The 22946-nt window shown below is 73.7% G+C and carries 26 protein-coding genes and 1 pseudogene; 14 read left to right on the plus strand and 13 right to left on the minus strand.

Annotated elements, in window-relative coordinates:
- The 8 genes from LQ222_RS18585 to rho form a co-directional block, all read left to right on the plus strand.
- On the plus strand, nucleotides 1–584 hold a 584-nt coding region (locus tag LQ222_RS18585; protein ID WP_230168338.1), incomplete at its 5' end, for a hypothetical protein.
- Between the two features lie 92 nt (nucleotides 585–676).
- A complete protein-coding gene (locus tag LQ222_RS18590; RefSeq protein ID WP_230168339.1) occupies nucleotides 677–1459 on the plus strand; it encodes a DUF2272 domain-containing protein in 783 nt (260 codons plus the stop codon).
- The gene (locus LQ222_RS18595; protein WP_230168340.1) at nucleotides 1456–2565 is read left to right on the plus strand and encodes an NADH:flavin oxidoreductase/NADH oxidase; all 1110 of its coding nucleotides are present in this window, start codon (nucleotides 1456–1458) and stop codon (nucleotides 2563–2565) included. The genes LQ222_RS18590 and LQ222_RS18595 overlap by 4 nt, the downstream gene beginning before the upstream one ends.
- 263 nt (nucleotides 2566–2828) lie before the next feature.
- Nucleotides 2829–3728, plus strand: a complete 900-nt coding sequence (locus LQ222_RS18600) for an alpha/beta hydrolase fold domain-containing protein (protein WP_230168341.1) — start codon at nucleotides 2829–2831, stop codon at nucleotides 3726–3728.
- Nucleotides 3729–3757: 29 nt separating this feature from the next.
- Nucleotides 3758–4705 (plus strand): tripartite tricarboxylate transporter substrate binding protein, encoded by a 948-nt coding sequence (locus LQ222_RS18605; RefSeq protein ID WP_230168342.1) that lies wholly within the window; start codon nucleotides 3758–3760, stop codon nucleotides 4703–4705.
- Nucleotides 4706–4766: 61 nt separating this feature from the next.
- Nucleotides 4767–5066 (plus strand): DUF1330 domain-containing protein, encoded by a 300-nt coding sequence (locus LQ222_RS18610; protein WP_230168343.1) that lies wholly within the window; start codon nucleotides 4767–4769, stop codon nucleotides 5064–5066.
- The gene (locus tag LQ222_RS18615) at nucleotides 5063–5515 is read left to right on the plus strand and encodes a CopD family protein (RefSeq protein ID WP_230168344.1); all 453 of its coding nucleotides are present in this window, start codon (nucleotides 5063–5065) and stop codon (nucleotides 5513–5515) included. Before LQ222_RS18610 ends, LQ222_RS18615 begins: the two co-directional genes overlap by 4 nt.
- A gap of 407 nt (nucleotides 5516–5922) precedes the next feature.
- Nucleotides 5923–7197 (plus strand): transcription termination factor Rho, encoded by a 1275-nt coding sequence (gene rho, locus LQ222_RS18620; RefSeq protein ID WP_230168345.1) that lies wholly within the window; start codon nucleotides 5923–5925, stop codon nucleotides 7195–7197.
- 247 nt (nucleotides 7198–7444) lie between these two features.
- Here the strand turns inward: rho and LQ222_RS18625 are convergent, their stop codons facing one another.
- Complete coding sequence (locus LQ222_RS18625) at nucleotides 7445–8188, minus strand: hypothetical protein (protein ID WP_230168346.1); 744 nt, start codon at nucleotides 8186–8188, stop codon at nucleotides 7445–7447.
- Between the two features lie 75 nt (nucleotides 8189–8263).
- Here LQ222_RS18625 and LQ222_RS18630 point away from each other — a divergent pair, with 75 nt between their 5' ends.
- The 3 genes from LQ222_RS18630 to LQ222_RS18640 are packed head-to-tail and all read left to right on the plus strand — an operon-like array spanning nucleotide 8264 to nucleotide 10094.
- Complete coding sequence (locus LQ222_RS18630; RefSeq protein WP_230168347.1) at nucleotides 8264–8824, plus strand: HD domain-containing protein; 561 nt, start codon at nucleotides 8264–8266, stop codon at nucleotides 8822–8824.
- A 50-nt stretch (nucleotides 8825–8874) separates the two neighbouring features.
- Nucleotides 8875–9798, plus strand: coding sequence for an NAD(+) diphosphatase (nudC, locus tag LQ222_RS18635; RefSeq protein WP_230168348.1), 924 nt, complete (start codon nucleotides 8875–8877; stop codon nucleotides 9796–9798).
- A complete protein-coding gene (locus tag LQ222_RS18640) occupies nucleotides 9795–10094 on the plus strand; it encodes a phosphoribosylamine--glycine ligase (protein WP_230168349.1) in 300 nt (99 codons plus the stop codon). The genes nudC and LQ222_RS18640 overlap by 4 nt, the downstream gene beginning before the upstream one ends.
- A gap of 17 nt (nucleotides 10095–10111) precedes the next feature.
- On the opposite strand, the gene LQ222_RS18645 is transcribed toward LQ222_RS18640, so the two are convergent.
- From LQ222_RS18645 to LQ222_RS18690, 10 genes and pseudogenes are all read right to left on the minus strand, one after another.
- Nucleotides 10112–10501 carry a RidA family protein gene (locus LQ222_RS18645; RefSeq protein ID WP_230168350.1) on the minus strand — a complete coding sequence of 130 codons (390 nt, stop codon included), beginning with the start codon at nucleotides 10499–10501 and terminating at the stop codon, nucleotides 10112–10114.
- A 110-nt stretch (nucleotides 10502–10611) separates the two neighbouring features.
- The gene (locus tag LQ222_RS18650; RefSeq protein ID WP_230168351.1) at nucleotides 10612–11211 is read right to left on the minus strand and encodes a hypothetical protein; all 600 of its coding nucleotides are present in this window, start codon (nucleotides 11209–11211) and stop codon (nucleotides 10612–10614) included.
- Between the two features lie 7 nt (nucleotides 11212–11218).
- Nucleotides 11219–12199, minus strand: a complete 981-nt coding sequence (locus tag LQ222_RS18655; RefSeq protein WP_230168387.1) for an Hsp33 family molecular chaperone HslO — start codon at nucleotides 12197–12199, stop codon at nucleotides 11219–11221.
- A gap of 340 nt (nucleotides 12200–12539) precedes the next feature.
- Nucleotides 12540–14069, minus strand: a pseudogene (locus LQ222_RS18660) (methyl-accepting chemotaxis protein); the annotation flags it as partial.
- A gap of 468 nt (nucleotides 14070–14537) precedes the next feature.
- On the minus strand, nucleotides 14538–15488 hold the full coding sequence (gene argF / locus LQ222_RS18665; protein WP_230168353.1) for an ornithine carbamoyltransferase: 951 nt from the start codon (nucleotides 15486–15488) through the stop codon (nucleotides 14538–14540).
- Nucleotides 15485–16687, minus strand: a complete 1203-nt coding sequence (locus LQ222_RS18670; RefSeq protein ID WP_230168388.1) for an aspartate aminotransferase family protein — start codon at nucleotides 16685–16687, stop codon at nucleotides 15485–15487. The genes argF and LQ222_RS18670 overlap by 4 nt, the downstream gene beginning before the upstream one ends.
- A gap of 162 nt (nucleotides 16688–16849) precedes the next feature.
- On the minus strand, nucleotides 16850–17197 hold the full coding sequence (locus tag LQ222_RS18675; protein WP_230168354.1) for a hypothetical protein: 348 nt from the start codon (nucleotides 17195–17197) through the stop codon (nucleotides 16850–16852).
- 169 nt (nucleotides 17198–17366) lie between these two features.
- Complete coding sequence (locus tag LQ222_RS18680; RefSeq protein ID WP_230168355.1) at nucleotides 17367–17834, minus strand: heme-binding protein; 468 nt, start codon at nucleotides 17832–17834, stop codon at nucleotides 17367–17369.
- Nucleotides 17835–17872: 38 nt separating this feature from the next.
- The gene (locus tag LQ222_RS26240; RefSeq protein ID WP_308071643.1) at nucleotides 17873–18298 is read right to left on the minus strand and encodes an excalibur calcium-binding domain-containing protein; all 426 of its coding nucleotides are present in this window, start codon (nucleotides 18296–18298) and stop codon (nucleotides 17873–17875) included.
- A gap of 14 nt (nucleotides 18299–18312) precedes the next feature.
- Nucleotides 18313–18642: a hypothetical protein gene (locus tag LQ222_RS18690; protein ID WP_230168357.1), complete on the minus strand. Its 330-nt coding sequence runs from the start codon at nucleotides 18640–18642 to the stop codon at nucleotides 18313–18315.
- Between the two features lie 90 nt (nucleotides 18643–18732).
- Here LQ222_RS18690 and LQ222_RS18695 point away from each other — a divergent pair, with 90 nt between their 5' ends.
- Genes LQ222_RS18695 through LQ222_RS18705 form a run of 3 tightly spaced genes read left to right on the plus strand, consistent with a single transcriptional unit; the run spans nucleotide 18733 to nucleotide 20418 of the window.
- Nucleotides 18733–19359, plus strand: coding sequence for a RecX family transcriptional regulator (locus LQ222_RS18695; protein WP_230168358.1), 627 nt, complete (start codon nucleotides 18733–18735; stop codon nucleotides 19357–19359).
- Between the two features lie 49 nt (nucleotides 19360–19408).
- Complete coding sequence (locus LQ222_RS18700; protein ID WP_230168359.1) at nucleotides 19409–20119, plus strand: AzlC family ABC transporter permease; 711 nt, start codon at nucleotides 19409–19411, stop codon at nucleotides 20117–20119.
- A complete protein-coding gene (locus LQ222_RS18705) occupies nucleotides 20116–20418 on the plus strand; it encodes an AzlD family protein (protein WP_230168360.1) in 303 nt (100 codons plus the stop codon). The genes LQ222_RS18700 and LQ222_RS18705 overlap by 4 nt, the downstream gene beginning before the upstream one ends.
- 24 nt (nucleotides 20419–20442) lie before the next feature.
- Here LQ222_RS18705 and LQ222_RS18710 read toward each other — a convergent pair whose 3' ends face one another.
- Together LQ222_RS18710 and pbpC are read right to left on the minus strand one after the other, a co-directional pair.
- Nucleotides 20443–20772, minus strand: coding sequence for a putative quinol monooxygenase (locus LQ222_RS18710; RefSeq protein ID WP_230168361.1), 330 nt, complete (start codon nucleotides 20770–20772; stop codon nucleotides 20443–20445).
- Nucleotides 20773–20813: 41 nt separating this feature from the next.
- Entirely contained in the window at nucleotides 20814–22913 is a 2100-nt protein-coding gene (gene pbpC, locus LQ222_RS18715) for a penicillin-binding protein 1C (RefSeq protein ID WP_230168362.1), read from the minus strand.
- Between the last annotated feature and the right edge of the window lie 33 nt (nucleotides 22914–22946).

The raw sequence follows: 22946 nt of genomic DNA on the forward strand, positions 1-22946 counted from the left end.
ACCTGGCCCAGGCCCTGATGGCGGCGGATGCGCTGCGCCAGGCGGGCGGCGACCCTGGCCTGGCGGCGCGCGGTGCGGCGCTGGAGGCGACGCTGCTGGCGCTGCAACGCGACAGCGGCGTGTTCCGCGCCGAGGGCGATGCGCCGGCCGCCGCCGGCGACCATGCGGCGGCGCTGCTGGCGCTGGCGCGCCGCGACCGCCCGCCGGCCGCGGCGCTGGTGCGCGGCATCGCGGCGCTCGGGCTCGCGACGCTCGATGGGCCGATCGACACGCTGGCCCTGCGCGGGGAGGGCAACCCCGCGGCGGTCGCCACCGAGGACCTCGCGCGGCTGCTGCGCGCGCTGCGCGCGGTGCAGGCGGCGCGCGCCGCGGGGGCGGTGGCGCTGCCCGAGGAGACGGCGCGTCGCCTCGCCTTCCTGGCGGCGACAGCCACGACCTTGCTGCAGGGCCGCATCCGCCCCGAGGGCGCGGTGCTGGTGGTGGCCGGCGGCCCGCCCGGCACGGCGCCGACGCTGGGCGCGCAGGCAACGACGCTGGCGGCGCTGTTGCCGCCCGAGGCAGCGACGGCGAGGGCAGCGGCGTGACCATCGGCAAGACGTGCGGCACGGAGCCGACCCATTCCCCGCCGCGCCGCCGTGGCGCCCGCGGGCCGCGGGCGGGCTGGTCCGCCGCGGTCGTGCTGCTGCCCCTCCTGGCGGCCGCCTGCGCCGCGCCGCCGCCGCCGGCGCCCGTCGCCATCGAGCCGCCGCTGTCCTACCCGCCCAGCGCGCGCGAGCGCATGCTGCGCATCGCCACCGCGGAGTGGGAGGAATGGGGCCGGCAGCAATCCGACGCGCCGCCGCGCACGCGCGAATCCGACGCGGCGAACTTCCCGCGCGTGCTGGCCTATTGGCGCGCCGTGCCCGAGGGCGAGGCGCCGATCGCGCGCAACCGCGCCCGCTACCGCTGGGGCAGCGCCGATACCTGGCGCGAACCCGCCTGGTCGGCGGCCTTCATCTCCTTCGTGCTGCAGGGCGCGGGGGTCGATCGGCGCGAATTCCCGCCTTCGGCCGCACATGCCTTCTACCTCGATGCGCTGATCCTGGACGCGCAGCGGTTTCCCGCGCTGGCGCCCTTCATCCCGCATGATGTCGCCGACCGCGCGCCGCAGGTGGGCGACCTGGTCTGCGCCGACCGTTCGTCGCGCCCGATCGGGTCGTGGCGCGAGCGTGCCGCCGATCGCGGCGCGTTCCGCCCCACCCATTGCGACATCGTGGTGCGCGTGGGCGCGGGCGTGGTCGAGGCCGTCGGCGGCAACCTGCGCGATGCCGTGACACTGGCCGTGATGCCGACCGACGCCGCCGGGCGCCTGCTGCCGCGCGGGCGCGGCGAGCCGCGCTTCTTCGCCGTGTTCGAAAACCGCCTGGGGCGCCTGCCGCCCTTCGCGCCACCACCAGCCAACGGGGCACCGCCATCGTGACCGACCTGTTCTCTCCCTTCACCCTGCGCGGCGTCACGCTGAAGAGCCGCATCGGCGTCGCGCCCATGTGCCAATACTCCGCGAAGCCGGATGGCATCCCGACCGACTGGCACCTGGCGCACCTGGTCTCGCGCGCGGTGGGTGGCGCCGGCGTGACCATCGCGGAAGCCACGGCGGTGACGCCGGAAGGGCGGATCAGCCCCGGCGACCTCGGCATCTGGTCCGACGACCACATCGCGCCGCATGCGCGCCTGGCCGCGGCCATCGCGGCGGTTGGCTCGGTGCCGGGCATCCAGATCGCGCATGCGGGCCGCAAGGCGTCGCGCAACGCGCCGTGGCTGCATGGGCCGGCGGATCCGTCCTGGACCTGCGTGGCGCCCTCGGCCGAGGCCTTCGGCGACTTCGCCGTGCCGCAGGCGATGACCGAGGCGCAGGTGGCCGCGACCATCGCCGACTTCGTCGCGGCGGCGCAGCGCGCGGTGCGGGCGGGCTACCGCTTCATCGAGATCCATGCCGCGCATGGCTACCTAATGCACCAGTTCCTCAGCCCGCTGTCGAACCGCCGCAACGATGGCTGGGGCGGTGATTTCGACGGGCGCACGCGGTTCGTGACCGAGACGGTCGCCGCGGTGCGCGCGGCCATCCCGGGCGACATGCCGCTGGCGATCCGCGTCTCACACACCGACTGGGTCGAGGGTGGCTGGACCACGGAGGAGACGGTCGAACTGGCGCGCCGCGTGAAGGCGCTGGGCATCGACCTGGTGGATGTGTCGTCGGGCGGGAACGATCCGCGGCAGAAGATCACGCTGGTGCCGGGCTACCAGGTGCCGGGTGCGGCGGCGGTGCGCGCGGCGGGCGTGCCGGTCGCGGCGGTCGGCCTGATCACCGAGCCCGAGCACGCGCAGTCGATCCTGAGCGAAGGCAAGGCCGACCTGATCTTCCTGGCGCGCGAGCTGCTGCGCGACCCGTACTGGCCGCTGCATGCGGCGGCGACGCTGGGGCGCACCGAGGCGCTGGCCATCCCGCCGCAGTATGACCGCGCCTGGGGCACCTACGGGAAGGTGCACATGGACCTGGCCATCGCGGCGCCGCAGCCGGCGCTGTGACGTGGCGCGCGGATAGGGTCGTGTCGGCGCGGACGCGCGGGTGGGGTCGTGTCGGCGCGGACGCGCGGGTGGGGTCACGTCCGCGCGGAAGCGCGACGGGCGTCGCGTTTTCACGCACGCCAGGGCCACAGGCGTCTGCGCGCGCCTTGGCCCGCCGCCGCGTCTCTCGCGCTCTGCCGTCACGGGCATCCTGAACCGCGCGAACGATACCGTTGGCGCGGGTGATGCTCTAACGTCGCGCCACGGCGGGAGGGAGAGCACCCATGGGGGAGATCGACGGCGTCCGCGCCCTGCTGACCGGCCGGCCGCGCCCGGTGGGCTGGCCGGCGCGCCGCGCGCGGATCGAGGAAGTCGCGGCGGTGGACGCGCCGCCCGCCGACATCGTGTTCACCCCCACAAGCATCGGCGGCGTCGCGGCCGAATGGTCGGCGGCGCCGGGCGTCGATGCCGCCCGCGTGCTGCTGTTCCTGCATGGCGGCGGGTATTGCTCGGGGTCGATCGTGAGCCATCGCACCATGGCGTCCCGCGCCGGCGCCGCGGCGGGGATGCGGGCGCTGGCGCTGGCGTATCGCCTGGCGCCGGAACACCCCTATCCGGCGGCGCTGGAGGATGCGCGCGCCGCCTTAGCCGCGCTGCTGGCGCAGGGCTTCGCGCCGGCGGATATCGCGGTGGGCGGCGACAGCGCGGGCGGCGGGCTGTCGCTGGCGCTGATGGTCGCGCAGCGCGATGCGGGCCTGCCGCTGCCTGGCTGCGCCTGGCTCGCCTCGCCCTGGGTGGACCTGGCGATGACCGGTGCCAGCATGGACGCGAAGGATGGCGTGGATCCGCTGATCCATCGCGGCTACCTGGCGGAACTGTCGGCCGCCTATCGCGGCGGCGTGGCGGCGGATGATCCGCGCGTGTCCCCGCTGCATGCCGACCTGCGCGGCCTGCCGCCGGTGCTGGTGCAGGTGGGGTCGGCCGAGACGCTGTTGGACGACGCCGTGCGCATCGCCGGGCGGCTGGGTGCGGCGGACGTGCCGGTGCGGCTCGAGGTCTGGCCGCACATGATCCACGCCTGGCCATTGTGGTCGGCGCGGCTGGCGGAGGGGCGGCGCGCGCTGGCGTCGGCCGGCGCCTTCCTGCGGGCGCGGGGGATTCCCGAGGCCGCCACGACAGCGTAGCCTGGCGCCGACAAAACGGGAGGCCGACCATGCGGACGGGATTCATCGCGGCGGCGCTCGGCCTTGCGCTCACGGCCGGCGCGGCGGCGCAGGAGGCTTTTCCCTCGCGCACCGTCACGCTGATGGTGGCCTATCCGCCCGGCGGCAACACCGACCTGATGGCGCGCGCGTTGCAACCCGAGCTGACGCGCGCGCTGGGCCAGACCGTGGTGGTGGTGAACCGCGGCGGGGCGGCGGGCACGATCGGGTCCGCCGAACTCGCGCGTGCACGGCCGGACGGCTACACCATCGCGATCACGCCGAACAACCCGATGACGGCGCAGCCGCATGCCATCGCGCTGACCTACGGGCTCGACAGCTTCCGCTTCCTGTGCCGCGTGTACGACAACCCGCAGGTGGTGATCCTGGGGCGCGGCGCGCCGTTCCGCGACTTCGCCGGGCTGGTCGCGCATGGGCGTTCCGCGCGCGAGGCGCTGGTCTATGGCGCGCCGGGCAATGCCAGCACGCAGCACATCCTGATGGCCGCGCTGCTGAAGCGCGCGGGGATCGAGGGGCTGATGGTCTCCTTCACCGGTGCGGGTCCAATGAGCACGGCGGCGCTCGGCGGGCAGATCCAGGCCTTCATCGAGGCGTCGTCGATCCCGGCCTCGACCGGCCTCACGCCGATCGCCGCGGTGGCGGCGCAGCGGCTGCCGCATCTGCCGGACGTGCCGACGGTGGCGGAGCTCGGCTTCCCGGTGCAGGGCAGTTCGCATGGCGGGCTGATCGCGCCGGCGGGCATCCCGGACGCCGCGGCCGCGGCGATCGAGCGCGCCTGCGAAAGCGCCGTGGGCAGCGAGGGCTTCCGCGCCACGGCGCAGCGCCTGGCCTCGGTGCCGGCCTTCCTGCCGGGCGCGGCATTCCGCGACACCTTCGCGGCCGAGAGCGCGGCGAATGAGGGCCTGCTGCGCGACCTCGGCCTGCTGCGGTCGCGCTGACGGGGCAGGCTTGCCGGCGCTTGCGCGGCGCGGCCATGCTGCGCCGCCAGCAACCGGAGGCATGGACATGCCCGCCTACCTGATCGCCAACATCACCGTGCAGGACGCCGCCGGCTTCGAGGCGTATCGCGCCGCGGTGCCGGCCGTGATTGCGCGCTTCGGCGGCCGCTACCTGGTGCGCGGCGGCGCGATCGACGTGAAGGAAGGCGCGCCCGCCCTGAACCGCCTGGTGGTGCTGGAATTCCCCGACATGGCCACCGCCCGCGCCTTCTACGACAGTGCGGACTACGCCCCGCTGCTGGCGATGCGCCTGGCGTCGACCACCGGCACCGTGGCGCTGGCCGAGGGCGTGCCGACGTGACCATCGACGCGCTGGCGCCCTGGTATCCGTGGGTGAAGTCGATGCACCTGCTGGGCGCCTTCGCCTGGATGGCGGGGCTGTTCTACCTGCCGCGGCTGTTCGTCTATCACTGCCAGGTGGCACCCGGTTCGGCGCAGTCCGAGCTGTTCAAGGTGATGGAGCGCCGCCTGATGCGCGCCATCATGAACCCGGCGATGATGTGGACCTGGACCTTCGGCCTGCTGCTGGTGCTGACGCCCGGAGTCGCGGACTGGGGCGCGGGCTGGTGGTGGGGCAAGGTCGCCGGGCTGAGCGCGATGACCTGGGTGCATCATGTGCTGTCGGTCGGGCGCAAGCGCTTCGAACGCGACGCCAATGCGCGCAGCGAACGCGACTGGCGCATCATGAACGAGGTGCCCACGCTGGCGCTGATCCTGATCGTGGTGATGGTGATCGCGAAGCCGTTTTGATGTGCCCTCAAACGGCGGGCGGCGGGCATCCGCCCGCCTTGCCTTCGCGCCGGGCACTGGCGCTCTGGCGGCGGCTGGCAGGTTGGGCGCGGTCGCGCCGTGCGCTCGCGGATCGCGCCTGGCGCGATCCGAGGGGCGGGGCGGGCGCCCTTGCAGCCGCCCCGGCGCCTGCGCATATCCGCGGTTGACGCGCGGCCCCGGCCTTCCTAGGGTTCCGCCGCTTCCCGCCTGCGGCGCGGGGTGCCCCGCGCCTTGAGCCGCGAATTCCTCCTTCCTTCCTTTCGGGACATTGCCCCTCGCGCCGGTCCTCGGCGCCGATCCGGGCAGGCAGGCACCGGCTTCCATCGCCGCGCCCGCGGGAACGTCCCGGCCAATCCCCCGCTCTCTCGGACGCCGTCCAGGACCCTATGCACCTCTCCGAACTCAAGGCCAAAAGCCCCGCCGACCTCCTCGCCTTCGCCGAGGAGCTGAACGTCGAGAACGCCTCGACCCTGCGCAAGCAGGACATGATGTTCGCCATCCTCAAGACCCTGGCCGAGAACGACCAGGCGATCTTTGGCGAGGGCACCCTCGAAATCCTGCCGGATGGCTTCGGCTACCTGCGATCCCCGCAGGCGAACTTCCTGCCCGGCCCGGATGACATCTACATCTCGCCCGCCCAGGTGCGGCGCTTCGCGCTGCGAACGGGGGATACGGTCGAGGGCCAGATCCGCGCGCCCAAGGATGGCGAGCGCTACTTCGCGATGCTCAAGGTCAACAACATCAATTTCGAGCCGCCCGAATCGCTCAAGCACCGCATCAACTTCGACAACCTGACGCCGCTCTATCCGAACCGCCGGCTCAAGATGGAGAACCCGGAGGTCGAGAGCGTCGCGAAGTCGCCGGCCAAGGACAACACGCACCGCGTCATCGACCTGATCGCGCCGATCGGCATGGGCCAGCGCGCGTTGATCGTGGCACCGCCGCGCACCGGCAAGACCGTGATGCTGCAGAACATCGCGAAGTCGATCAGCGCCAACAATCCCGAAGTCTTCCTGATGGTGCTGCTGATCGACGAGCGGCCCGAGGAAGTCACCGACATGGCCCGCACCGTGCGCGGCGAGGTGGTGGCCTCCACCTTCGACGAACCGGCCACGCGCCACGTCCAGGTGACCGAGATGGTGCTGGAAAAGGCCAAGCGCCTGGTCGAGCACAAGCGCGACGTGGTGATCCTGCTGGATTCCATCACGCGCCTCGGCCGTGCCTACAACAGCGTTGTCCCCTCGTCGGGCAAGGTGCTGACCGGCGGTGTCGACGCCAACGCCCTGCAGCGCCCCAAGCGCTTCTTCGGCGCCGCCCGCAACATCGAGGAAGGTGGGTCGCTGACCATCATCGCCACCGCGCTGATCGACACCGGCTCGCGCATGGACGAGGTGATCTTCGAGGAATTCAAGGGCACCGGTAACAGCGAGATCATCCTGGACCGCAAGCTGTCCGACAAGCGCGTCTTCCCGGCGATCGACATCACCAAGTCCGGCACCCGCAAGGAAGAACTGTTGGTCGATCGCGGCACGCTGTCCAAGATGTGGGTGCTGCGGCGCATCCTGAACCCGATGGGCACGCAGGACGCGATGGAATTCCTGACCGACAAGCTGAAGTACAGCAAGACGAACCAGGACTTCTTCGATGCGATGAACACCTGAGTGGTGTTCCTCGCATCCGCATCGTCGGGCACGCCTTCGGTGTGCCCCGGCCGACGCCTGCCAGGGCAGATCCCGATCAGATCGAATCATCTGATCGGGTGAAGATGCTCGCAAGGGCAATGGTCGTGAGGCGTTTCGGTGAGCCAAGGCGAACGGAAGCGGCTCTGGCGTTGCGTGACGGCGCAGGTGGTTCGCCCCTTCGGCACCCGGCCTTACCGCAACCTGCGCGGCTCGGTTCAGCCGCCCCCTACCGCGCCGCGCGCGGCAAGGGCCGCAACCGCTCGATCGCCCAGGCCAGCGCCGCATCCGCCTGCCGGTCGTCGGACGCCGCCAGCGCCTGCTGCGCCACCCCGAGGCGTGCGGCCACCTGCTCCGCATGGCGCAGCCGCGGCGCGGCGGCGAGCATCTCCCGCGCGACCGCCAGCTCCTCCGTCGCCCGCGCGCGCTTGCGTCGCGCATCCTCGCTCTGGGGACTCACGCAGCGCGGGCAGATGAAGCGGCGCACCAGGCGCAGCTGTCCGATCAGCGCCCGCGGGTCCGGCGGCGCGCCGGCGGCGACGCGCCCTTCCGCCTGCAGCGCCACGATCGCGGCGTCGATCGCCCAGGTCGCCTCCTCCTCGCCGTAGAATTCCAGGACCTCGGTGCCGTAGCTCAGCAGGCGCAACGCCGGCACCGCCCCGGGCAGGCCCGGCGTCGCCTCGATCACGTTCGACGCGCGTTCGATCCAGCCGCTGCCGTTGATCGACCGCAGCGACGGATGGTTCACGCCCGACCGCTCGATGTCGTCGCTGCAGCGTGGGCAGAGCCAGGCGCGCGCACGGCGCAGCAGCTCGATCGCGTCGCGCGCCTGGGGCGTGATGGTCCCGCGCGCCTCCGGCGGGGCAGGCGCGGCGACAACCGGCTGCGCGCGCGCCGCACGATCCACGGCCAGCACGGCAAGCGCGCCCGCCAGCACCACCCGCCGCCGCACCGCGCGCACCCGATCCGTCATCGCCACCGCTCCCGGCCCCCGCGGCGCAGCCTATCCCCTTGCGCCAGGGCCCGCGACGGCCACAAAGGAGACGCCATGAAGCCCTGCACCGACCCCGCCGCCGAGATCCTGCGCGCCACGCTGTTCGCCGCCCGCGCCCATGCCGGCCAGGCGCGCAAGGGCGCCGCCGCCGAGCCCTATGTGAACCACGTCATCGAGGTGGCCGGCATCCTCGCCGAGCACGGCGCGCCGCTGCCCGCCATCCTGGCCGGGCTGCTGCACGACACGGTCGAGGACACCGACTGCACCCACGCCGACCTGGTCGCCGCCTTCGGCGAGGAAGTCGCGGCGATCGTCGCGGAAGCCACCGACGACAAGTCCCTGCCCAAGGAGATCAGGAAGTCGCTGCAGGTCTCCCACGCGCCCAAGAAGTCGGATGCGGCGAAGCAGCTCAAGCTCGCGGACAAGGTGTCGAACCTGCGCGCCATCGCCGACAGCCCGCCGGCCAATTGGAACCACGCGCGGCGCACCGAATATGTCGGCTGGGCGGGGCGCGTGGCGGCCGGGTGCCGCGGCGTGAACCCCGCTCTCGATGCGCTGTTCGACGAGACCTATCGCGCGGCGCTCGCGCGGCTGGCGGACGAAGCGCGGCCCTGACGTCCCGGCGGATGGACGGGGGCGGGGCCGCATGGCACCTTCCGCCCCGCATGCTCTCCATCCCCGCCAGCCGCCCCAACGCCTATACCGGCAGCCCGCTCGACCGCGCCGGCGAGAAGCGCGACGATGCCGACTTCATCGCCGCCGCGCTGAACCATCCGGACACGCTGTTCACGCCGGTCTGGCGCGCGCGCTCCCTGATGAAGGGCGTGGCGGACGGCCACCCGGAAGCCGTGCTGCTGACCGGCGCGGCGGCGCAATCCGTGCGCATGGCCGATGGCCCGTGGGCGTTCCTCGGCCTGTGGGAAGGCCGGCCGGTCTTCGCGGTGGATTGCTCGACCGCCGACGACCCGCTGCCGCTGCTGCCCGATGGCATGGGCGCCTTCACCGACCTGCGCCAGGTGGCCGGTCTGCTGCCGCCCGGCGAAGCCAGCGTGCTGGCCCATGCCCGCGGGCTGATGCATTGGCGCACCAAGCACCGCTTCTGCGGCATCTGCGGGTCGCGCTGCGAACCGCGCTCCGCCGGGCATGTGATGGTCTGCCAGGGCTGCGGCGCGCAGCATTTCCCGCGCACCGACCCCGCCGTCATCATGCTGGTGGTGCGCGGCGATGCCTGCCTGCTCGGCCATTCCCACCGCTTCCCCAACACCGCGATGTATTCGACGCTGGCGGGCTTCGTGGAACCGGGCGAGAGCCTGGAGGAAGCCGTCCGCCGTGAGGTGAAGGAGGAAGCCGGCATCGATGTCGGCGGCGTCTGGTATCATTCGTCCCAGCCCTGGCCGTTCCCGTCCTCCATCATGCTCGGCTTCCACGCCGAGGGGCTGTCGGAGGACATCCACATCGACCACGACGAACTGAAGGATGCGCGGTGGTTCACGCGGGACCAGATCCGCGATCACCAGGCGCTGGGCTTCTCCCTGCCGCGCGCGGATTCCATCGCGCGCCGGCTTATCGAGGATTGGATGGGCGCATGAGGCGCGTGCTGCCGGTTCTGGTCTTGCTGGCGCTCGGCGCCTGCCAGCAGGGCGGCATCTGGGCGAATGTGCCGGTCGACAACAGCCCCGACGGCCAGGCCTGCCGGCGCGAGGCCGAGCAGGACCCCGAGGTGCGCCGCATCGCGAGCACCGCCGCCTCCGGCAACCCGGCGCATGACGAGGTCGTCCGCCAGGAATTGCTGGCAGCCATGCCGCGCGCCTGGCGCAGCTGCATGACGCGGCGCGGCGCGCTGCCGCCGGGCGGCGTGGAGCAGGTCCGCCGCGTCACCTTCTGACGCGGGCGGCGGCCGGATCAGGCGACCGCCTCGGCCTCCACCTCGACCACGAAGTCAGGGCTCGCGAGGCCGGCGACGATCAGCAGCGTGCTGGCCGGTGCATGGCCCGCGAGGAAGGCGTCGCGATGCCTCCGCCACGGCACGACATGCAAGGGGTCGGTCAGGAACACCGTCATCTTCACGATGTGCGCGGGCCCCATGCCATGCGCCGCCAGCACGGCGCCGAGATTCGCGAGCGACTGCGCCATCTGGTCCTCCGGCGCGGCCACCAGCGTGCCGTCGGGGCGCAGCCCGACCTGGCCGGAGACGATCAGCCGCCGGCCCTCGCCTTCGATCAGCGCGGCCTGCGAATAGCGCGACTGCGGCTGCGGCGCGCCGGGCGGGTTCGAGAAGGTGAGCGTGGCCATGGCGGGGGTCCCCTGGGCTGCCGTGCGTGGCGCAGCCTGTCCCGAAGCGGGCCGCGCGGCAAATCCCGCCATCCCGGGGCAGGGTGCGGATCGCCCCGCCCGGCCGGTGATCAGATGTCGAGCCTGGGTGCGGCCGGCGGCGCCGCGACAGGCGCCAGCATCGCGCGCAGATTGCGCCGGATCTGGTATTCGAATTCCACATTGAGGTCGGCACCGGCGGCGCGCACCAGCTCCTCGGCGGCGCGGGCGCGCTCCGCCGGGCTGCCGGCGGGGCGCACAGCGGCGCGGCGCACCTCGGCCTCGGCGAAGCCGGCCTGGGTGCCGTCCTCGCCGCGGATCTCGATCCGGCAGCGCAGCGTGCAGGTCAGCCGCTCGGTCGCTGCGGTGAACACGCCGCCCGAGGCCGAGCCCTCGCGCGTCAGCGTCGCGATCTGCACGCGGAAGCGCGCGATCCCGGGGCCGCCGGCGGCCGACAGCCGTTCCTGCGCCATGATCCGCACGACATCGGCGGGATTCAGCGGCGCCGGCGGCATGGTGCGCGTGGCGGCGGCGTCGGTGCCGGGCTGGAACTCGATGCGCCCGACCGACAGGCGCAGCGGTGTCAGGTGGCTGTAGGAAGGCGGGCCGGCCGGCAGCGGCGGGGGTGCTTCCTCCGGCCCCGCGCAGGCGGCGGCGACCAGCGCGCCCAGCACGGCGCGGCGCGGCGGCACCACGGCGTCAGGCCTGGTTGCCGCGCAGCTCGGCGCGGTCGAAGCGGAAGCCGAGGTTGCAGAATTCGCAGGTCATGGTGATGGTCCCGTCCTCCGCCATGTGGTCGAGGTCGTCCTCGCCGAACCCCGCCAGCACGCCAGCCAGCTTCGCACGCGAACACCGGCAGCCATAGGACAGCGCGCGGGCGCGGTCGAGCGCCAGCCCCTCCAGCGAGAACAGCCGGTGCAGCAGGCGTTCGCCGGGCAGGGCATCGTCCAGCAGCTCGGCATCGGTCAGGGTCGCGGCCAGCGCCACGGCGGTGCGCCAGGCCTCGTCCTGCGCGTCGCGGTCCATCGCTTCGCCGATGCCGCCCTCGCCGGCGACGCGCTCCAGGATCAGCGCGCCGGCGCGCCAGCCGGCATCGGTGCGGGCGCAGGCCAGGTGGACATGCGTGGCGATCTGCTCGGAGGTACGGAAATACGTGCCGGTCATGGCGGTCAGGGTGTCGCCCTCGATCGCGACGATGCCCTGGTAGCGGTCCATGTCGCCGCCCTGGTCGCAGGTGAAGGCAAGGAAGCCCTGGCCCAGCAGCGCCGCCGCGCTTGGCGCGTCCGTCGCGGCCATCACCTCGGCGAGGCGCTCCGGATGGGCCCGCGCATAGCCGCGCAGCGCGCCGCCATCGGTGCAATCCGCCAGCAGCATGGGCACCGCGCCATCGCCCTTGGCCTGCAGGCTGAACGACCCACGGAACTTCAGCGCCGCCGCCAGCCCGGCGGTGAGCGCCAGCGCCTGGCCGGCCAGCGCGGTCACGGCGGGGTGGGTGTCGTGGCGGGTCAGCAGCGCATCGGCCAGCGGGCCGAGCCGCACCAACCGCCCGCGCACCGGGCGGTCGGCCAGGTGGAAGGGCTGCACGCCGCGCGGCACCACGAGGTCGGGCACCGGCGGGCGGTCGTGGTTGAGGAAGTCGGGCGTGCGGGAGGGATCGGTTGGGCTGGACACCCGGCCCAGATAGGACGTGGGCGGGGCGGCGTCCACGGGCGCGGGCGGCGCGGTCCGGGACTTTGGGATTTTACGACTTTAGAATTTTAGAGCCGATCGCGTTCGGATGGAATCATCTGAACGCGTGAAGATGCTCTGAAAACAACAGGCTAGAGCCTGCGACGTGAGCGCGAGCGAACGCAGCATGCTCGGGGGCTGCGCGTGCAGGCCCGTCGGGGCTTCCCGGCCGGCGGGCGCCGCCCGCTGTGCCGGCGAAGGGCGCGCCGCCCGCGGCCTGGCCAAGGTTCCGCCCTTGATGCGGCAAGCATACAGGAAAATTTTCCCGACCGCAAGCCTTCCCGCGCCGGTCTCACGCCGCCCGCAGCGACGCCACGATCCCGTCGAGTTCGGCCCGCAGCGATGCCTCGCCGGTCACGACATCCTGCGCGACACGGCGCAGTTCCGCCACGCGCGCCGTGGCGGCCTCGGCGCTCAGGCGGATCTCGGCGACGCTGCCCGAGACCTCCCCGGTGCCGGTCGCGGCCAAGCCCGCCCCGCGCGCGATCTCCTGCGTGGCGGCACCCTGCTGTTCCACCGCGGCGGCGATCGCGCCGGCGATCTGGTCGACCTCGCGCACCACCTCGCCGATGCCCTGGATGGCGGCGACGGCCTGGCCGGTGCTGGCCTGGATGCCGGCGATCTGGCGGCCGATCTCCTCGGTGGCCTTGGCGGTCTGGGAGGCGAGCGCCTTCACCTCGCTGGCCACCACGGCGAAGCCCTTGCCGGCCTCGCCGGCCCGCGCGGCCTCGATCGTGGCGTTCAGCGCCAGCAGGTTGGTGCGCCCGGCGATGTCGCTGATCAGGCTGACCACCTCGCCGATCTTTTGCGCCGAGGCCGCCAGTTCGCGCACCCCGGCATCGGTCGCGCCGGCCTGTTCGGTGGCGCGGCGCGTGGTGGTGGCGGATTGGCTGACCTGGCGCGTGATCTCGCTGACCGATGCCGCCATCTGCTCGGCCGCGGCGGCGACGGTCGCGACATTGGCGCTGGTGCGGTCGGCGCCGGCGGCGGCGGCGGCGGTCTGGCGGGACGAGGCATCGGCCCCCGCGGCGATCTCGCCGGTGGCGTCCTCCAGGCGCCGGGCCACGGTGGCAAGGGTCGCGGCGACCGCGCCGATGCGCTCCTGCACGGTGCTGGCGGCGGAGTCCGCGGCGCGGCGGCGGGCGTGTTCGGCCTGCTCGCGCGCCTCGGCGGTGGCGGCCTCGGCGGCGGCGGCGCGGCCGGTGGCGGCGCGCAGTGTCTCGACCGAACGCGCGATCACGCCCAGCTGGTCGGTGCGGTCGCGGCAGGGCACATCCACATCGGTGCGGCCCTGCGCGATCGCGTCGATCGCCTTGGCCATGCCGCCCAGCGGCCGCATGGCGCGCACCAGGACGAACCAGATGAAGGCGCCGACCAGCAGCACCACGACCAGGCTGGTGAGCAGCGCCTCGCGCTGGCGTGCGGCGATGTCGGCGGCGATCTCGGTGATCGGCACGCCGACCAGGAGCATGCCGAGCTGCTGGCCGGCGGCGTCGCGGACAGGTTCGTAGACGGTCAGGTGAAGCCGCCCGAGGATGTCGTTGGCGCCGCGATAGGTCTGGCCGCGGGTGATCGCCGCGTCATAGGCCGGCCCGGGAGCCAGGCGCGTGCCGGTGCCGCGCGTCCCGTCCGGGCGCTGGGCGTTGGTGGCGATGCGCAGGTCGCCCTGGAAGATGGTGGCGACACCGCCGGCCAGGCGCTTGACGACGTCGACCACGTCGTTGCGGCCTTCCAGCGGCTGGCCGCCGAGCGTCAGGCGGCCATCCTGCAGCGCCCAGCCGGTGCCGAGCGGACGCAGCATCTCCTTGAGGATCTCGAGGTTCATGTCGAGGTCGGCCTGGGCGCGGGCCATCTCGCGCCGTTCGAAGGCCCGCAGGTCGATGACCTGCACGGCGGCGACGGCGGCGCCCACCGCCAGCACGGCGGCGACGACCAGGCGCTGCACCAGGCCGATACGGTTCCAGACGTTTCCGGGCACGCCGGTGATCCGCGCCATCGATCGAGTCCTCCGCGCCATGACAAGACGGGGCAGTGTCTCGCGGGAACGTGAGGCGCGGGTTAAGCGCGACCGGAAAATCGCTTTGTATTCAAAGGCATGGAGTTCGCGCCCGCCCCGGGGGGGCGGCAGCGGCGACCGGTGCGGGCCCGCGAGCCGCGGAGGGGCCGCCCCGCGGTCACCGTGCAGCACGGGACGCGGCTGGTCAGCGACGGTTCGAGACCGCCCGGCACCGGTCCGCCGCGCCACCGGGCGGCAGCAGGCGCCGGATCGCGCCGTCCCGATGGGGCGCGATCAGGCCCCGCCCAGCGCCCACAACAGCACGCCCTTCTGCGCGTGCAGCCGGTTCTCCGCCTCGTCGAACACCACGGATTGCGGGCCGTCCATCACCTCGTCGGTGATCTCCTCCCCGCGATGCGCCGGCAGGCAATGCATCACGATCGCATCCGGCGCGGCGTGGCCCAGCAGCGCGGCATTCAACTGGTAGGGCGCCAGCAGGTTGTGCCGCTGCGGCGCGCGGCCTTCCTTTTCGTCCGACATCGACACCCAGGCATCGGTCACGACGCAGCGCGCGCCGGCCACCGCCGCCACCGGGTCGTTGGTCAGCTCGATCCGCGCCCCCTGCGCGCGCGCCCAGTCGAGCAGCGCGGCGGGCGGCGCCAGTTCCTTCGGCGTCGCGATGCGCAGCGTGAAGCCGAAGCGCGCCGAGGCCTGGATGAAGGACTGCGCGACATTGTTGCCATCGCCCGTCCAGGCCACCACCTGGCCGGCGATCGGGCCGCGATGTTCCTCGAAGGTCATCACGTCGGCCATGATCTGGCAGGGGTGCGAGATGTCGGTCAGGCCGTTGATCACCGGCACCGTGGCGTATTCCGCCAATTCGCGGATCTTTCGCACGTCGTCGGTGCGCAGCATGATCGCATCGACATAGCGCGACAGCACGCGCGCGGTGTCCCTGGGCGTCTCGCCGCGGCCCATCTGCATGTCGCGCGAGGTCAGCACGACAACGTCGCCGCCCAGCTGCCGCACGCCCACTTCGAAGGACACGCGCGTGCGGGTCGAGGGCTTCTCGAACAGCAGCGCCACGGTCTTGCCGGCGAGCGGCCGGTCGGTCACCTCGCCGCGCTTCGCCCGGGTGCCGAGGTCGAGCATCCGCCGCAGCGACGCGGTGTCGAAGTCCATGATCTCGAGGAAGTGGCGGGGGGCGCTGGCCCCCCCGCCGACCGGCTTGAGCGCCGCACTCACTTCGCGGCGACCTGCGCCTTCGAGGGCGTCAGCCGGCGGCAGGCGCGGTCGAGCAGGTCGACCGCCTCGTCCGCATCGGCCTCGGTGATGATGAGCGGCGGCGCCAGGCGCAGCACGTTCATCCCCGCCGCGACGGTCAGCAGCCCTTCCGCCACCGCGGCGGCCTGCATGTCGCCATTGGTGACCGCCGGCGTCAGCTTCAGCCCGCACAGCAGCCCGCGGCCGCGCACCGCCTCGACCACCGAGGGATGCTTCACCACCAGGCCTTCCAGCCCGCGCCACAGATGCGCCGAGACGCGCATGACGCCATCGAGGAAGCCCGGCGCCAGCACCACGTCCAGCACCGCGTTCCCCGCCGCGCAGGCCAGCGGATTGCCGCCATAGGTCGACCCATGCGTGCCGGGCCTGAGGTACTGGGCGACCTTCTCCTTCGCCAGCACCGCGCCCAGCGGGAAGCCGCCGGCGATGCCCTTGGCCGCCGACATGACGTCGGGTTCGATCCCGGCCCATTCATGGGCCCAGAGCTTGCCCGTGCGCCCCATGCCGGACTGCACTTCGTCGAGCGCCATCAGCAGGCCGAATTCGTCGCAGACCGCGCGGATCTCCTGCAGGAAGCGGTCGGGGCAGGGGCGCACGCCGCCCTCGCCCTGCACCGGTTCGATCATGATGCCGGCGGTCTTGGCGCTGATGGCGGATCGCAGCGCGTTCATGTTGTCGAAGGGCAGGTGCTGGAAGCCCTCCAGCGGCGGGCCGAAGCCGGCGAGGTATTTCTCGTTCCCGGTGGCCGCCAGCGTGCCCAGCGTGCGCCCGTGGAAGGCGCCTTCGAAGCACAGGATCTCGTAGCGTTCCGGGTGGCCGGTCGCCGCGTGGTATTTGCGGACGGCCTTGATCATCCCTTCGTTCGCCTCGGCGCCCGAATTCCCGAAGAAGACGGAATCCGCGAAGGACGCCGCGACATGGCGCGCCGCCAGCTTCTCGGCCTCGGGGATGCGATACAGGTTCGAGACATGCATCACGCGCCCGGCCTGCTCGGCGATCGCCTTGGTCAGATGCGGGTTGGCATGGCCGATGCTGCTGGTGGCGATGCCGGCGCCGAAATCGAGGAATCGTCGCCCGTCATCCGTCCACAGGCGCGCACCCTCGCCCCGCTCGAAAGCAAGGTCGGCACGGTTGTAGGTCGGCATCAGGGCGGGAATCACGGTGGAATCCACTCTCCGCATCTCCCGGCGCGCAACCACGACCATCGTGGCATCAACGCAGGGAAGCGCAGACACTAGCCGCAACAACGGGCGGAAAGGAAGCCGGGCGCGGGCGGGTCCGGGAGGGCAGAGCCCTCCCGGTGCGCGCCCTCCCGGTTCCGATCACAGCCCCGGGTTGTTCGGGTTCCGCCGGGTCGGCGGGTTGCTGCCCGCGGCGCGTTCCGCGGCGGTGCCCGCCGGGTTGGCGCGGGTGCCGTCGCTCTGCGACGGGTAGGCGCCGGACATGTTGGTGCCGGCGGCGCGGTCGATGGCGCGGCCCGCGGCGGTGCCCGGCGGGTTGGCGCGGGTGCCGTCGCTCTGCGACGGGTACGCGCCCGAGGCATTGGTGCCGGCGGCGCGGTCGACGGCGCGCACCGGCTCGACGTTCGAGGTGGGGTTGCCGCGCTGGTCGCAGGCCACGAGGCCGCCCATCAGCAGGACAGCCATGGCGGCGCGGGGAAGAAGGGACATCGACGGGGCTCCTTTGGGTTCGTCCGATGTCCCTGCAACGTCGCGTGTGACGGAAAGTTGCAGGGGCCTGGTACGCCGTTCGGGAAGCACCCCGCCGCGCCGGCAGCGGCCCCCGTGCGCGATGCCGGTGCGGGGCGCCTGGCCGGCGCCGGCGAAACCGAGGGGCTCCTCAGGCGGGGTCGCCGGTATCGGCGATCAGCCCGGCGGCCTCGATCCCGGCGATGCAGCATTCCTCGTCCTTGGGCGAGGCGTCGCCGCTGATGCCGACGGCGCCGAGCAGGATGTTGTTGGCATCACGCACCAGCACGCCGCCCGGCACCGGCACGGCGCGGCCGCCAGTCAGGTCGGAGAGCGCGTTGGTGAAGCCGGGCACCGCCTGGGCACGCCGCGCGAGCTCTCGCGTGCCGAAGCCCATGGCCAGCGCGCCGAAGGCCTTCCCGGTGGCGATCTCGGGCCGCAGGATGGAGGCGCCGTCCTCGCGCCTGGCGGATTTCAGCTGGCCGCCGGCATCGAGCACCACCACGCAGAGCGGCAGCAGGCCGAGCGCACGGCCCTTGGCCAGCGCGGCGGCGGCGATGGTCTCGGACTGCGCGAGCGTCAGGCCGTTGATGGCGGCGGGGTGGGCGGGCTGGGGCATGGCGGGTCCTCGGTTCTTCGACCCGGGCGGATAGGCGCTCAGCGCCGGCGTGTCGAGGCGGGGCGGCCGCAGAGGCGTTCGCAGGGCACGCCGTCGCGGTCGCCATCCAGGCGCAGCAGGCCGCAGTGGCGGAAGTGGAACAGGGCTTCGTCGCAGCTGGTCATCTGCGTGCAGTAGGTCTTCTCGCCGCAGCGCCAGCGAGCGGGGCTGGCTGGCGCGTCGCGGCGCAGGGCTTGCGCTCCGGCGGGCTGGCAGAGGCCGATGCACCACAACGCCGCACCCAGCACGGATGCGATGCGGCCTGCGCTGCTGCGACGAACGCCAGGGGCCACCATCCGCACGCCTCCGCGGCGAAGGCTGCCGCGGTTGCCGGCAGCTGCGCAATGGCGACGCGGCGCGGGCGGGCGGCCAGGGACCGTTCGAGACTGCGCCGAGCGGCGCATTCTGCAGCCCGGCACCGGCATTCTCAAACGGTCTCTCAGCCCGGCGGCGTCGGCGCCGGCTGCGGGACCACCGGCGCGCCGGGCGCGCGTTCGCCCGCCGTGGCGGTGCCGAGCATGCCCTGCGGCGTGGTGCCGGTCGCATCGGGATCATGCGCGTGGCCCACCGCGGAGCCGTCGGTGCCGCGGTTGACGGCGTGCGGGCTGTCGGTGCGCGGCGGGTGGTTGGCCGGCCCGGCATCGCGGCCGACGGCCTCCACCTGGCCCGGCTGCGGGCCGCCGGCCTGCGGCGGCGTGACCGGCTGGGACATGGCCAGGTAGGGCAGGCACAGCAGCCCGGCGGTGGTGATCATGCGGATGATGAACATGGCGTCGGCTCCCTTCCTGTCCCGCAACGCCTTGAAGCCGCCACGGTTGCCGGCCTCGTCACCGAAACCCGGCCGTGGCAGAACCGCGCGATGGCGGATGAACCGCAGGCGAATTCCCCGCGCGGGCGGCGCGCCCCGCGCCCGGCAGGCCCGGCCCCCACCGCGTCCCGCCTGCGCGAGGCCGCGCTGCTGCACCTGGCGCGCTACGCGGCCACCGAGGCCGGGCTGAAGCGCGTGCTGGACCGCCGTATCGACCGCTGGGCCCGCGCCGCCGAGGCCGAGGGCGAGCCGCGCGACCAGGTGGCCGCCGCCGCCGCGACCGCCCGCGCCGCGGTGGCCGAGGTCGCGCGCGCCATGGTGCAGGCCGGCGCGGTGGACGATGCCGCCTTCGCCGCCAGCCGGGCGCGGCGCCTGGCGCGGACCGGGCGGTCGCGCCGCGCCATCGCGGCGCATCTGTCGGCCAAGGGCGTCGATGCCGGGATCGCCGCCGCCGCGCTGCCCGCGAACGAGGAGGCCGAGCTGGATGCCGCGCTCGCCTATTGCCGCCGGCGCCGGATCGGTCCCTTCGCGCGCACGCAGGAGGATGCGGAGGCGCGCCGCAAGGCGATGGCGGCGCTGGCGCGCGGCGGCTTCGGCCACGCCGTGGCGCGGCAGGCGCTGGCGATGGACCCCGCTGCCGCGCAGGACCGCCTGCTGGCGGCGCGCAGCCGCGCATGAGGCACGCCGCGTCCCGGTTCCGCGACACCCGCCGCCGGCGGGCCGGCGCATGAACGCCGCGCGCGTCGTCTTCACCCGCCACGGCGTGCGGCGCGGCGTGCGCCAGGCGGTGCCGCTGGTGATCGGCACCTTTCCCTTCGGGCTGGTGGTGGGCGTGATCTCGGCGGCGAAGGGCCTGTCGCTGCTCGAGACGTCGTTGATGTCGGGGCTGGTCTTCGCCGGGTCGTCGCAGCTGCTGGCGCTGGAATTATGGACCGAGCCCGCGCCGATCCTGGCGGCGACGCTGGCGGCGCTGGTGGTGAACATGCGCCTGGCGCCGATGGGCGCGGCGCTGGCGCCGTGGCTCGATTGGCTGCGCGGGATCCGGCTGTGGGGCACGCTGGCGACGCTGGTGGACCATTCCTACGCGCTGTCGGCGGCCGACCAGCGCAAGGGCGGGCGGGATGCGGGGTTCCTGCTGGGCGTCAGCCTGGCGCTGTGGCTGTTCTGGATGATTGCGGTGGCGCTGGGCCACGCGTTCGGCGCGGCGGTGCGCCTGCCGCCGGGGCATCCGGTATTCTTCGCCGCGACCGCGACCTTCTGCGCCATCCTGGTGCCGGTCTGGCAGGGGGTGCGGCGCGACCTGCTGCCCTGGGGCCTTGCCGCCGGCGTGTCGCTGCTGGCGTGGGCGGCGGGCCTGCCAGCGCCCTGGCCGCTGATGGCCGGCGCGCTGTGCGGCGCGGCGCTGGGCGCGTGGCTTGAAGTGCGGCGGGCGCCATGACGCTGCGGATGGACGTGCTGCTGGCGATCCTGGGCATGGCCCTGGCGACCTATCTGTGCCGTGCCGGGGGCTATGCGCTGTTCCGCGCCTTCCGCCCGCCGCGCGGGGTCGAGGTGGCGCTGCAGCACCTGCCGGGGCCGATCTTCATCGCCTATGTCGCGCCGGCGCTGGCGGCGCAGGGCGCGAAGGGCTTCGCCGCCGCGGCGGTGGTGGTGGCGGTGCAGGCCGCCACGCGCAACATGGCGGCGGCGATCGCGGCCGGCGTGGCGGCGATCTGGGTGTTCGGGATGGTGGCGTAGGGCGACCGCGCATGTGGCGCGGCGCTACAGCAGGCTCTCGACCCGACCCGACAGCAGCGTGATGCTGGCCGGCGTGCCGTCCGACGCACCCGCCAGCGCCGCCAGGAAGGCCTGCGTGTGGGGCGCCGCCAGGTGGGATTCCGCCGCCGCGCGATGCGTCCAGCGCTCCACCGCGACGAAGGCGCAAGGGTCGGTCACCGAGGCGAAGATGTCGTACAGGATGCAGCCATCCTCGCGCCGCGTGGTCGCGACGAAGGCGGCCACCAGCGCGGCGAAATCCGCGCGCGCCTCGGGCTTCACGCGGGCCGCCGCCAGCACGCGCACCTCTCCGCCATCGATCCCCATGCCGTCCATCTCCGTGTCCTGCGGGCGGGCCCGGGGCGCCGCCGGCGGATCTACGGCGCCGGCGCGGAAACGGATGCAGGGACCAGCGTGATGGTGATGCCCCCGGTCGGCGCGCTGTCCGGCCCGCGCACCCGCACGCCGACCGACGCCGCCACGCCATCGGCATCCAGCACGGTGATGCGGTAGGCGCCGGGGCCGGGCGGCGTCCAGGCGACCTCGCGCCGCGCGGCCTCGGCGCGCAGCGGTGCGCCATCGACCAAAAAGGCGAGCGGGCGGCGCCCGCCAGCGGCGCGCAGCACGACCGGCCCGGCGCCATCGGCCAGCGCCGCGCCGGGCGGCGGGAACAGCAGCCGCAGACGATCCGCCGGCGCGCCCTGGCGCGGGGCATCGGCCACCACGCGCAGGCCCTGGCGCGGGGCCTCGGGCAGCAGCGCGAAGACACGCGCGAGCACCGGCAGCGCGCCCTGCCGCCCTGTCGCGCCGGGCATGGCCGTGCCGTCGGGGCGGCCGATCCACACGCCCGCGACATGCCGCGCATCGAAGCCCAGCGCCCAGGCATCGCGCCCACCCCACGAGGTGCCGGTCTTCCAAGCCACGCCCGCCGGGCCACCGCCGGGGAAGGGCTGCACCAGGATGGCGGCGACGGCATCCGCCGCGCGGCGTTCGACCACCTGCTGGAATGCCGTCGGCGTGGTTGAAACCGGCGACGTCGCCGGGGTGCCGGAAGGGTGCGGCTCGGCCGGCGCGCGTGCTCCCTGCGGCTCAGCCGAGGGGCCCGCCACCAGGCGCAGCGGCCGCGCGCGGCCATGGTCCGCCAGCGTGGCATACAGCGCCACCATCTCCCGCAAGGTGGTGCCCGCCCCGCCCAGCGCCAGCGGCAGCGACGCATCCGCCCCGGGCGGCAACCGCGGCGCCGCCCCCGCCGCCTTCAGCGCCGAGGCAAACCGCAGCGCGCCCACCTGGTCGAGCAAGGCCACCGCCGGCAGGTTCAACGACATCCGCAGCGCCTGCGCCGCCGTCACGCGCCCGGCGAAGTCGCGCGAGAAATTCTCCGGCGCGTATTCGCCGAAATGCCGCGGCAGGTCGGCCACGATGGTGCCCGGCGTGGCGATGCCGCGCTCGAAGGCCATGGCATACAGGAAGGGCTTCAGCGCCGAGCCCGGCGAGCGCACCGCCCGCGTCAGGTCCAGAGCGCCGGCCCGCGATTCCGCCCCCCACTCGCCGCCGATCAGCGCACGCACCTCGCGCGTCGCGACATCGGCGACGACGATCGCCAAGGCAGCACGGTCGGGCAGCGTCGGCAGGATGTCCCGCGCCAGGCGTTCGGTCGCGCGCTGCAGGGCGGCGTCGAGCGTAAGCGCCACACTGCCCGCCGCACCACGCGCCATCTCCCGCGCCAGGTGCGGCGCCAGGCGCGGCATGTCGCGCCGACGGTCGGGCATGGCGGCGGCGATCGACAGCGCGCGATCAGCCTCGGACATGCCCGCCGCAGGACCTCCACGCCGCGCCAGCACGGCATCGCGCGCCGCCCGCGCGGCATCCGGATGCCGGTCCGGCCGCAACGACGCCGGCCGCCGCGCCAGCGCGACCAGCAGCGCCGATTCCGCCGCATCCAGCCGCGCCGCCGGACGCCCGAACCAGGCGAGCGCACCAGCGCGCATACCCTCGATATTGCCGCCCTGCGGGGCGAGGGTCAGCCAGATGCCGAGAATCTCGTCCTTGCTGAACCGCGCCTCCAGCTGGACCGCACGAAAAATCTCGATGAGCTTGGATCGCAACGTCCGCGGCCGCGGCTCCAGCAGCCGCGCCGCCTGCATGGTCAGCGTCGACCCACCCGACACCACCCGCCCCGCGCGCACCCACTGCACGACGGCCCGCCCAAGCGCCACCGGATCAACCCCGACATGGCTGCGAAACCGCCGATCCTCCGCCGCCACCAGCAGCTCAACCAACACCGGCGGCACATCCGCCACCGCCGTCCGCAACCGCCACACCCCACCCGGCGCCGGCAAGACCGACAGCGTGCGGCCGTCACGGTCGAACACCTCGACCCCCGCGGCGTGAAGACGCGACAGGTCCGGCGGGGATATCCTGTCGAGCGCCAGCACGGCGAGGATGACGGTGACGGCCAGGAGAAGGGCGGCGCCCATGCGGCGGAGGGCGGCGGGGAGGGCTTTGCCCTC

It is taken from the genome of Roseomonas sp. CECT 9278 (genome assembly GCF_918698155.1).
Taxonomy (GTDB): Bacteria; Pseudomonadota; Alphaproteobacteria; order Acetobacterales; family Acetobacteraceae; genus Neoroseomonas.

Bases quoted from the DNA above. Each gene is read 5' to 3' on its own strand.
- pbpC (WP_230168362.1), bottom strand. From the start codon at position 22,913: ATGGGCGCCGCCCTTCTCCTGGCCGTCACCGTCATCCTCGCCGTGCTG.
- LQ222_RS18600 (WP_230168341.1), top strand. From the start codon at position 2,829: ATGGGGGAGATCGACGGCGTCCGCGCCCTGCTGACCGGCCGGCCGCGC.
- LQ222_RS18625 (WP_230168346.1), bottom strand. From the start codon at position 8,188: ATGACGGATCGGGTGCGCGCGGTGCGGCGGCGGGTGGTGCTGGCGGGC.
- LQ222_RS18710 (WP_230168361.1), bottom strand. From the start codon at position 20,772: ATGGACGGCATGGGGATCGATGGCGGAGAGGTGCGCGTGCTGGCGGCG.
- LQ222_RS18610 (WP_230168343.1), top strand. From the start codon at position 4,767: ATGGACATGCCCGCCTACCTGATCGCCAACATCACCGTGCAGGACGCC.
- LQ222_RS18605 (WP_230168342.1), top strand. From the start codon at position 3,758: ATGCGGACGGGATTCATCGCGGCGGCGCTCGGCCTTGCGCTCACGGCC.
- LQ222_RS18690 (WP_230168357.1), bottom strand. From the start codon at position 18,642: ATGTTCATCATCCGCATGATCACCACCGCCGGGCTGCTGTGCCTGCCC.
- LQ222_RS18700 (WP_230168359.1), top strand. From the start codon at position 19,409: ATGAACGCCGCGCGCGTCGTCTTCACCCGCCACGGCGTGCGGCGCGGC.
- LQ222_RS18630 (WP_230168347.1), top strand. From the start codon at position 8,264: ATGAAGCCCTGCACCGACCCCGCCGCCGAGATCCTGCGCGCCACGCTG.
- LQ222_RS18705 (WP_230168360.1), top strand. From the start codon at position 20,116: ATGACGCTGCGGATGGACGTGCTGCTGGCGATCCTGGGCATGGCCCTG.
- LQ222_RS18680 (WP_230168355.1), bottom strand. From the start codon at position 17,834: ATGCCCCAGCCCGCCCACCCCGCCGCCATCAACGGCCTGACGCTCGCG.
- nudC (WP_230168348.1), top strand. From the start codon at position 8,875: ATGCTCTCCATCCCCGCCAGCCGCCCCAACGCCTATACCGGCAGCCCG.
- LQ222_RS18695 (WP_230168358.1), top strand. From the start codon at position 18,733: ATGGCGGATGAACCGCAGGCGAATTCCCCGCGCGGGCGGCGCGCCCCG.
- LQ222_RS18640 (WP_230168349.1), top strand. From the start codon at position 9,795: ATGAGGCGCGTGCTGCCGGTTCTGGTCTTGCTGGCGCTCGGCGCCTGC.
- LQ222_RS18675 (WP_230168354.1), bottom strand. From the start codon at position 17,197: ATGTCCCTTCTTCCCCGCGCCGCCATGGCTGTCCTGCTGATGGGCGGC.
- LQ222_RS26240 (WP_308071643.1), bottom strand. From the start codon at position 18,298: ATGCCGGTGCCGGGCTGCAGAATGCGCCGCTCGGCGCAGTCTCGAACG.
- rho (WP_230168345.1), top strand. From the start codon at position 5,923: ATGCACCTCTCCGAACTCAAGGCCAAAAGCCCCGCCGACCTCCTCGCC.
- LQ222_RS18645 (WP_230168350.1), bottom strand. From the start codon at position 10,501: ATGGCCACGCTCACCTTCTCGAACCCGCCCGGCGCGCCGCAGCCGCAG.